This is a genomic window from Mesorhizobium sp. M8A.F.Ca.ET.021.01.1.1 (assembly GCF_003998025.1).
Taxonomy (GTDB): Bacteria; Pseudomonadota; Alphaproteobacteria; order Rhizobiales; family Rhizobiaceae; genus Mesorhizobium.
Map to the genome: position 1 here is coordinate 1 of NZ_RZSJ01000299.1, position 7,160 is coordinate 7,160.

Annotated in this window: 9 protein-coding genes and 2 pseudogenes; 10 read left to right on the plus strand and 1 reads right to left on the minus strand. The window is 62.1% G+C overall.

All coding sequences use genetic code 11. The features are described from left to right. Positions 1–224, minus strand: a 224-nt coding sequence (locus EOA36_RS38380) for a hypothetical protein (protein WP_245464429.1), incomplete at its 3' end; no start/stop codon positions are given. On the opposite strand from EOA36_RS38380, the gene coxB reads away from it, so the two are divergent. From coxB to EOA36_RS21505, 10 genes and pseudogenes are all read left to right on the plus strand, one after another. Then, complete coding sequence (gene coxB, locus EOA36_RS21465) at positions 184–975, plus strand: cytochrome c oxidase subunit II (protein ID WP_348629816.1); 792 nt, start codon at positions 184–186, stop codon at positions 973–975. The genes EOA36_RS38380 and coxB overlap by 41 nt on opposite strands. 38 nt (positions 976–1,013) lie before the next feature. Then, positions 1,014–2,666: a cytochrome c oxidase subunit I gene (gene ctaD / locus EOA36_RS21470; protein WP_127279327.1), complete on the plus strand. Its 1,653-nt coding sequence runs from the start codon at positions 1,014–1,016 to the stop codon at positions 2,664–2,666. A gap of 75 nt (positions 2,667–2,741) precedes the next feature. Next, a complete protein-coding gene (locus tag EOA36_RS21475; RefSeq protein WP_127279328.1) occupies positions 2,742–3,686 on the plus strand; it encodes a heme o synthase in 945 nt (314 codons plus the stop codon). Beyond that, complete coding sequence (locus EOA36_RS21480) at positions 3,683–3,850, plus strand: hypothetical protein (protein ID WP_189522194.1); 168 nt, start codon at positions 3,683–3,685, stop codon at positions 3,848–3,850. The genes EOA36_RS21475 and EOA36_RS21480 overlap by 4 nt, the downstream gene beginning before the upstream one ends. Continuing rightward, positions 3,850–4,482 carry a cytochrome c oxidase assembly protein gene (locus tag EOA36_RS21485; RefSeq protein ID WP_127279329.1) on the plus strand — a complete coding sequence of 211 codons (633 nt, stop codon included), beginning with the start codon at positions 3,850–3,852 and terminating at the stop codon, positions 4,480–4,482. The genes EOA36_RS21480 and EOA36_RS21485 overlap by 1 nt, the downstream gene beginning before the upstream one ends. A 1-nt stretch (position 4,483) precedes the next feature. After that, positions 4,484–5,365 carry a cytochrome c oxidase subunit 3 gene (locus EOA36_RS21490; RefSeq protein WP_127279330.1) on the plus strand — a complete coding sequence of 294 codons (882 nt, stop codon included), beginning with the start codon at positions 4,484–4,486 and terminating at the stop codon, positions 5,363–5,365. A gap of 80 nt (positions 5,366–5,445) precedes the next feature. Continuing rightward, positions 5,446–5,568: pseudogene (locus tag EOA36_RS38825) on the plus strand (L,D-transpeptidase family protein); the annotation flags it as partial. Positions 5,569–5,586: 18 nt separating this feature from the next. Beyond that, positions 5,587–5,973, plus strand: a complete 387-nt coding sequence (locus EOA36_RS21495; RefSeq protein WP_027142361.1) for a DUF983 domain-containing protein — start codon at positions 5,587–5,589, stop codon at positions 5,971–5,973. Beyond that, positions 5,970–6,725 carry an SURF1 family protein gene (locus EOA36_RS21500; RefSeq protein ID WP_167531498.1) on the plus strand — a complete coding sequence of 252 codons (756 nt, stop codon included), beginning with the start codon at positions 5,970–5,972 and terminating at the stop codon, positions 6,723–6,725. Before EOA36_RS21495 ends, EOA36_RS21500 begins: the two co-directional genes overlap by 4 nt. A gap of 87 nt (positions 6,726–6,812) precedes the next feature. After that, a pseudogene (locus EOA36_RS21505) lies at positions 6,813–7,160 on the plus strand (4-hydroxy-3-methylbut-2-enyl diphosphate reductase); the annotation flags it as partial.

Below are 7,160 nucleotides of genomic sequence, written 5' to 3' on the forward strand. Positions count from 1 at the left end.
GTCGGGATTCCCGTCCCGGCATTGTTCGTTATTCTCGTTGGCGCAGCCGCGAGGAACTGGGAGACGAAGAGGGCGATGAGAAATTTCCTAGCTGGCGCCAGGTTTCTAGCAAGTGCCAAGTTTCTGAGTGCTTGTGCCGCCGCCACGATTTTTGCCGGCACATCCGCCCAAGCCGACCAGCCCGTGGAGTGGGAGACCACCTTCCAGGCGCCGGCGACCGACATGATGCGGCAGATCGAGTGGTTCGGAAACTACACGATGTGGTTCATCGTTCCGATCACCATCCTGGTGCTCCTTCTCCTCGCCTACTGCATCGTGAGGTTTCGCGCGAGCGCCAACCCGGTTCCCTCCAAGACCAGCCACAACACGCTGATCGAGGTGATCTGGACCGTCGGTCCGGTCGTCATCCTGCTTTGCCTGGCCATTCCCTCGTTCCAGCTCTTGACCGCGCAATATACGCCGCCGGAAGAGGCCAAGCTGACAGTCAAGGCGACCGGCAACCAGTGGAACTGGGACTACGAATACCAGACCGACAACACGCTCGCCTTCAACTCCGCGATCCTCCAGGACGGCGACCGCGCCAAGGCCGGCAAGGAAGACCGCAAGGTCTATCCGCGCCTGCTCGCCGTCGACAACGAACTGGTGGTGCCGGTCAACACCATGACCCGCGTGCTCGTCACCGCGACCGACGTGATCCACTCCTTCGCCATGCCGTCCTTCGGCATCAAGATCGACGCCATTCCAGGCCGTACCAACGAGACCTGGTTCAAGGCGGAAAAGGAAGGTCTCTACTATGGCCAGTGCTCGCAGCTCTGCGGCAAGGACCATGCCTTCATGCCGATCGCCATCCGTGTCGTCTCGGATGCGCAGTTCAAGACGTGGCTGGCGGCAGCCAAGACCGATCTGCCGGGCGCCAACAAGACGCTCATGGCCGAGGTCGATGGCCAGAACAAGGTAGCGGCCGCCGGCAATTGATGCCGCGGTTTAGCAAGATTTAGGGAACGGAGCGGAACATGGCAGACGCTGCAGCTCACGACGGGCACGACCACAAGCCGTATCATGGCTGGGTGCGGTGGGTTTATTCGACCAACCACAAGGACATCGGTACGCTCTACCTGATCTTCGCGATCATGGCCGGTATCATCGGCGGCGCGCTGTCGGTCGCCATCCGCATGGAGCTGCAGGAGCCTGGCATCCAGATCTTCAGCGGCCTGGCGCAGATGGTCTACGGCATGAACGGTGACGCCGCGGTCGACGGCGGCAAAAGCATGTACAATGCCTTCGCCACCGCGCACGCCCTGATCATGATCTTCTTCATGGTCATGCCGGCGCTGATCGGCGGTTTTGCCAACTGGATGGTGCCGATCATGATCGGTGCGCCGGACATGGCGTTCCCGCGCATGAACAACATTTCGTTCTGGCTGCTGCCGCCGGCCTTCATCCTGCTGCTCACCTCGATGTTCGTGCCGAGTGCGCCGGGCGCCTACGGCGTTGGTGGCGGCTGGACGCTCTACCCACCCCTCTCGACCTCGGGTCAGCCCGGTCCGGCCATGGATCTGGCGATCCTGTCGATCCACATCGCCGGCGCCTCCTCGATCCTCGGTGCCATCAATTTCATCACCACGATCTTCAACATGCGCGCCCCTGGCATGACGCTGCACAAGATGCCGCTGTTTGCCTGGTCGGTGCTGGTCACTGCGTTCCTGTTGCTGCTGTCCCTGCCGGTTCTGGCCGGCGGCATCACCATGCTGCTCACCGACCGCAATTTCGGCACCACCTTCTTCGCTCCCGATGGCGGCGGCGATCCGCTGCTGTTCCAGCACCTGTTCTGGTTCTTCGGCCATCCGGAAGTCTACATCCTGATCCTGCCGGGTTTCGGCATCATCAGCCATATCGTCTCGACCTTCTCGAGGAAGCCAGTGTTCGGTTACCTCGGCATGGCTTACGCCATGGTCGCGATCGGCGCCGTCGGCTTCATCGTCTGGGCGCACCACATGTACACGACCGGCCTGTCGCTCGACACGCAGCGTTATTTCGTCTTCGCCACCATGGTCATCGCCGTGCCGACGGGCGTGAAGATCTTCTCCTGGATCGCAACGATGTGGGGCGGGTCGATCTCGTTCAAGACGCCGATGCTGTGGGCGCTGGGCTTCATCTTCCTGTTCACCATCGGCGGCGTCACCGGCGTCCAGCTGGCCAATGCCGGCCTCGACCGGTCGCTGCATGACACCTATTTCGTCATTGCCCACTTCCACTACGTGCTGTCGCTGGGCGCGGTGTTCGCCATCTTCGCCGGCTGGTACTACTGGTTCCCGAAGATGACCGGCTACATGTACTCGCCCGTCATCGCCAACACCCACTTCTGGGTCACCTTCGTCGGCGTCAACCTGATCTTCTTCCCGCAGCATTTCCTCGGCCTCGCCGGCATGCCGCGCCGCACCATCGACTATCCCGATGCGTTTGCGGGCTGGAACTATGTGTCGTCCATCGGTTCTTATATCTCGGCCGTCGGCGTCCTGATCTTCCTCTACTGCGTGTTCGAAGCCTTCCAGAAGAAGCGGGTGGCCGGCGCCAATCCGTGGGGCGAGGGTGCAACGACGCTCGAATGGCAGCTGCCTTCGCCGCCGCCCTTCCACCAGTGGGAGCAGTTGCCGAAGATCAAGTAAGGCGGCTTCCCCTCGAATGCGAAACCGCCGGTCCGCCGGCGGTTTTGGCCAACGGAATAATGGACTTCAGCACGCATGGCCCTAGTCGACGAAACCAGCATTGACGAAGCGGGCTTCCGCATGTCGGAAGCGACGGCGGGCGATTTCTTCGCACTCCTGAAGCCGCGCGTCATGTCGCTGGTGGTGTTCACCGCCTTTGTCGGGCTGGTCGCCGCACCGGTGACCATCAATCCGCTGCTGGCGGTGATAGCCATCCTGGCAATTGCGATCGGGGCTGGCGCCTCCGGTGCCCTCAACATGTGGTACGACGCCGACATCGACGCGGTAATGACCAGGACCGCCAGCCGCCCGGTCCCGTCGGGCCGTATCCAGCCGCACGAGGCGCTCAGCTTCGGCCTGGTGCTTTCGGTCCTGTCGGTGATGACGCTCGGCGTGCTGGTCAACTGGCTGGCCGCCACGCTGCTGGCCTTCACCATCTTCTTCTATGCCGTCGTGTACACGATATGGCTGAAACGCTCGACGCCGCAGAACATCGTCATCGGCGGTGCCGCGGGCGCCATTCCTCCGGTGATCGGCTGGGCTGCGGTGACCGGGTCGGTCAGTTTCGAAAGCATCATCCTGTTCCTAATCATTTTCCTTTGGACGCCGCCGCATTTCTGGGCGCTTGCGCTGTTCAAGTCCGAGGACTATGGCCGCGCCGGCATCCCGATGATGCCGAACGTCGCAGGTCATGCATCGACCCGTCGTCAGATTTTCGCCTATGCATTGGTGCTGGCCCCAGTTGGCGTGCTGCCCTGGCTGCTCGGCTACACGACGCCATTCTATGGCGTGGCCGCTCTGCTGCTGGGCGCTGGTTTCGTCTGGTATGCCTGGAAAGTGCTTGGCATGGCCGACGATGACCGCGCCATGAAGCCGGCCAAGGCCCTGTTCGCCTATTCGCTGCTCTATCTCTTCGCCATCTTCGCCGCCTATCTGGCCGACAGTGTCGTCGAACGCGCGCTTGCCATGGGTGGGGCATGACCATGGTCGAGAAAGAACTCGAGACGGTCACCCTGACCGAGCGCCAGAAGAAGGCCCAGCGCAGCCGTTCCATTGCGATTGGCGTGGCGCTGGCTCTGCTGGTCGTGATTTTCTACATCGCGACGATCGTGAAGTTCGGCCACAATTTGTCGGGCAAGATGTGATGAGCGCCGAGACGCCCAGAAAGACGGCGGGCAAGACCAGCAACCGCGTCGTCGCGGCTGTCTGCCTCGCCTTCTTCACCGGCATGATCGGCATGGCCTATGCAGCCGTGCCGCTGTACAAGATGTTCTGCCAGGCGACTGGTTATGGCGGCACGACGCAGCGTGTCGAGAAGCAGTATGCCGGCCGCGTGCTTGACCGCGAGATCACCGTCCGCTTCGATGCCAACATTGCCGGCGTGCCGTGGGAGTTCCAGCCGGTCCAGCGCTCGATGACCATGAAGATCGGCGAGACCGTGCAGGCACATTATCAGGCCACCAACAAGTTCGATCGCCCCGTCACCGGCCGCGCCACGTTCAACGTGCAGCCGGAACTGGCGGGCCCTTACTTCAACAAGGTCGAATGCTTCTGCTTCACCGATACGACGCTGAAGCCCGGCGAGACGCTGGACATGCCGGTCCTGTTCTATGTGGATCCCGACATCGTGAACGTGCCGGAACTGAAGGACATCAAGACGATCACGCTGTCCTATACGATGTTCCCGGTCGAGAAGAACAAGCCGGTCGCCTCCTCGGAGCCGGCCAAGGGCAATAGCAAGACAGTTTCAGATACCGAAGGAAATCTCGGGGGTTGATATGGCAGACGCGCACGCAAAACCACACCATGACTACCATCTCGTCGACCCGAGCCCGTGGCCTTTCCTGGGATCGGTCGGGGCGCTTGTCACCGCTTTTGGCGGTGTCTGCCTCATGGAATACCTGAAGGGCGGTTCCTTCCCGATCTTCGGCTTCAACATTGCCAATCCTTGGCTGTTCTTCATCGGCATCGTGATCGTGCTGTACACCATGTTCGCCTGGTGGTCGGACACGATCAAGGAAGCGCATGAGGGCCACCACACGCGCGTCGTGTCGCTGCACCTGCGCTACGGCATGATCATGTTCATCGCCTCGGAGGTGATGTTTTTCGTCGCCTGGTTCTGGGCCTATTTCGATGCCAGTCTTTTTGCCGGTGAGGTGCAGAACTACGCGCGCCACACGTTTACCGGTGGTGTCTGGCCGCCGAAGGGCATGGAGGTTCTCGATCCCTTCCACCTGCCGCTTTACAACACCGTCATCCTGCTGCTGTCGGGCACCACGGTCACCTGGGCGCATCACTCGCTCATCCATGGCGACCGCAAGGGGCTGGTCAACGGCCTCGTGCTGACCGTCGGCCTCGGCATGCTGTTCACCATGGTGCAGGCCTACGAGTACATGCACGCGCCGTTCGGCTTCAAGGATTCCATCTACGGCGCCACCTTCTTCATGGCGACCGGCTTCCATGGCTTCCATGTCATCATCGGCACCATCTTCCTGCTGGTCTGCCTGATCCGCGCGATGAAGGGCGACTTCACCCCCAAGCAGCATTTCGGCTTCGAGGCGGCCGCCTGGTACTGGCACTTCGTCGACGTGGTCTGGCTGTTCCTGTTCGCCTCGATCTACGTCTGGGGATCGGTCGGCGCGGTGATCGAGGGCCACTGATCCAGCCTTTGGGATTTCGATTTGGGGAAGGCGGTCGCGGCAACGTGGCCGCCTTCTTCTTTTCGGCGCTATGATTGTCGTGGTGGGGCTGGCTGCTTCAATTGGTCGACTGGACCGACGGCTGCATTGCGGTTACGGACTCCGACATGGACGAAATCTGGGCAATGGTGGCCGATGGGACGCCGATCGATGTCGAGCAATGACCATGAATGAAGACAACCATGAGTGAAGATAGGGCGATCTGGCCTCCGATCGATCCGATTTCGGCCGGCCTGCACGGCCGTTGCCCGCGCTGCGGCGAGGGGCGGCTGTTTTCCGGCTTCCTCACCGTCGGCAAGCGCTGCGTCAATTGCGGCCTCGACTATTCCTACGCCGATGCCGGCGACGGGCCGGCGGTGTTCGTCATCCTGATCATCGGCTTCATCATCGTCGGGCTGGCGCTCTGGGTTGAAGTGACGCTGAGCCCGCCGCTCTGGCTGCATCTGCTGATATGGATCCCGCTCGCCCTGGTGCTGTGCCTGACGGCGCTTCGCTTGATCAAGGGCGTGCTGCTCACCCTGCAATACCGCAACAAAGCGGCCGAGGGTCGGCTGGATCGCGGCGAATGAGCGAAGCTTCCGCCAAGGCCGGCGGCCGTTCGCGGCCGAGATCGGCGCTGTTGATCGCCCTTGGCCTTGTGCTGTTCTTCATCCTGCTGGCGCTCGGCACCTGGCAGGTCCAGCGCCTGCACTGGAAGGAAGGCCTGCTGCAGACCATCGACCAGCGCACCCATTCGGCGCCGTTGCCGCTGGCAGAGGTCGAGAAGGAATTCGCCTCGACCGGCGACGTCGACTACACGCCGGTCACGGTCACCGGCACTTTCCTGCATCCCGGCGAACGGCACTTCTACGCGACCTGGGAAGGGGATGCCGGCTTCAACGTCTACACGCCGCTGGCCCTCGACGATGGCCGTTTCGTTCTGATCAACCGTGGCTTTGTGCCCTACGACCTCAAGGATGCCGCCAAGCGTGCCAAGGGACAGCCAACGGGCAAGGTCACGGTCACCGGGCTTGCTCGCAACCCGCTGTCGGCAAAGCCCTCGATGATGCTTCCCGACAATGACGTGGCCAAGAACATCTTCTACTGGAAGGACCGCGACGTCATGGCCGCGAGCGCCGGCCTGCCGGCTGGGTTCAAGCTGGTGCCGATCTTCATCGATGCCGACAAGACGCCTAACCCCGGCGGCCTGCCGGTCGGAGGCGTCACCATCATCGACCTGCCGAACAGCCATCTGCAATATGCTGTCACCTGGTACGGGCTCGCCGCCGCGCTTGCCGCCATACTCGTCCTGCGGCTTCGCCGGCCCGCGAAAGAGGACTGAACGCGAGCGACGCCCCCTTTCTACACAGACCCTTGACAGGGCGGGGGTGGGCACCTCATTTCGGCGCTGACGAACCGGCAGGATTTAATGCTTCACACAACCGCCAAGTCTCCTCTGACGATCCGGCTCTGCCAGCCGCGCGGTTTTTGCGCGGGCGTCGACCGTGCCATCCAGATTGTCGTGCTGGCACTGAAGAAATATGGCGCGCCGGTCTATGTCCGCCACGAGATCGTGCACAACCGCTACGTCGTCGAGGGGTTGCAAAGCCTTGGCGCCGTGTTCATCGAGGAACTTTCCGAAATCCCGGCCGAACATCGGCAGTCGCCCGTCGTCTTTTCGGCGCACGGCGTGCCCAAGTCGGTGCCGGCGGACGCGCAGGCGCGCAACCTGTTCTATCTCGATGCAACCTGTCCGCTGGTCTCCAAGGTCCACAAA

What these genes read in the sequence shown, in the direction of transcription:
- ctaD (WP_127279327.1), top strand. Translation starts at nt 1,014, where the DNA reads ATGGCAGACGCTGCAGCTCACGACGGGCACGACCACAAGCCGTATCAT.
- EOA36_RS21475 (WP_127279328.1), top strand. Translation starts at nt 2,742, where the DNA reads ATGGCCCTAGTCGACGAAACCAGCATTGACGAAGCGGGCTTCCGCATG.
- EOA36_RS21480 (WP_189522194.1), top strand. Translation starts at nt 3,683, where the DNA reads ATGACCATGGTCGAGAAAGAACTCGAGACGGTCACCCTGACCGAGCGC.
- EOA36_RS21485 (WP_127279329.1), top strand. Translation starts at nt 3,850, where the DNA reads ATGAGCGCCGAGACGCCCAGAAAGACGGCGGGCAAGACCAGCAACCGC.
- EOA36_RS21490 (WP_127279330.1), top strand. Translation starts at nt 4,484, where the DNA reads ATGGCAGACGCGCACGCAAAACCACACCATGACTACCATCTCGTCGAC.
- EOA36_RS21495 (WP_027142361.1), top strand. Translation starts at nt 5,587, where the DNA reads ATGAGTGAAGATAGGGCGATCTGGCCTCCGATCGATCCGATTTCGGCC.
- EOA36_RS21500 (WP_167531498.1), top strand. Translation starts at nt 5,970, where the DNA reads ATGAGCGAAGCTTCCGCCAAGGCCGGCGGCCGTTCGCGGCCGAGATCG.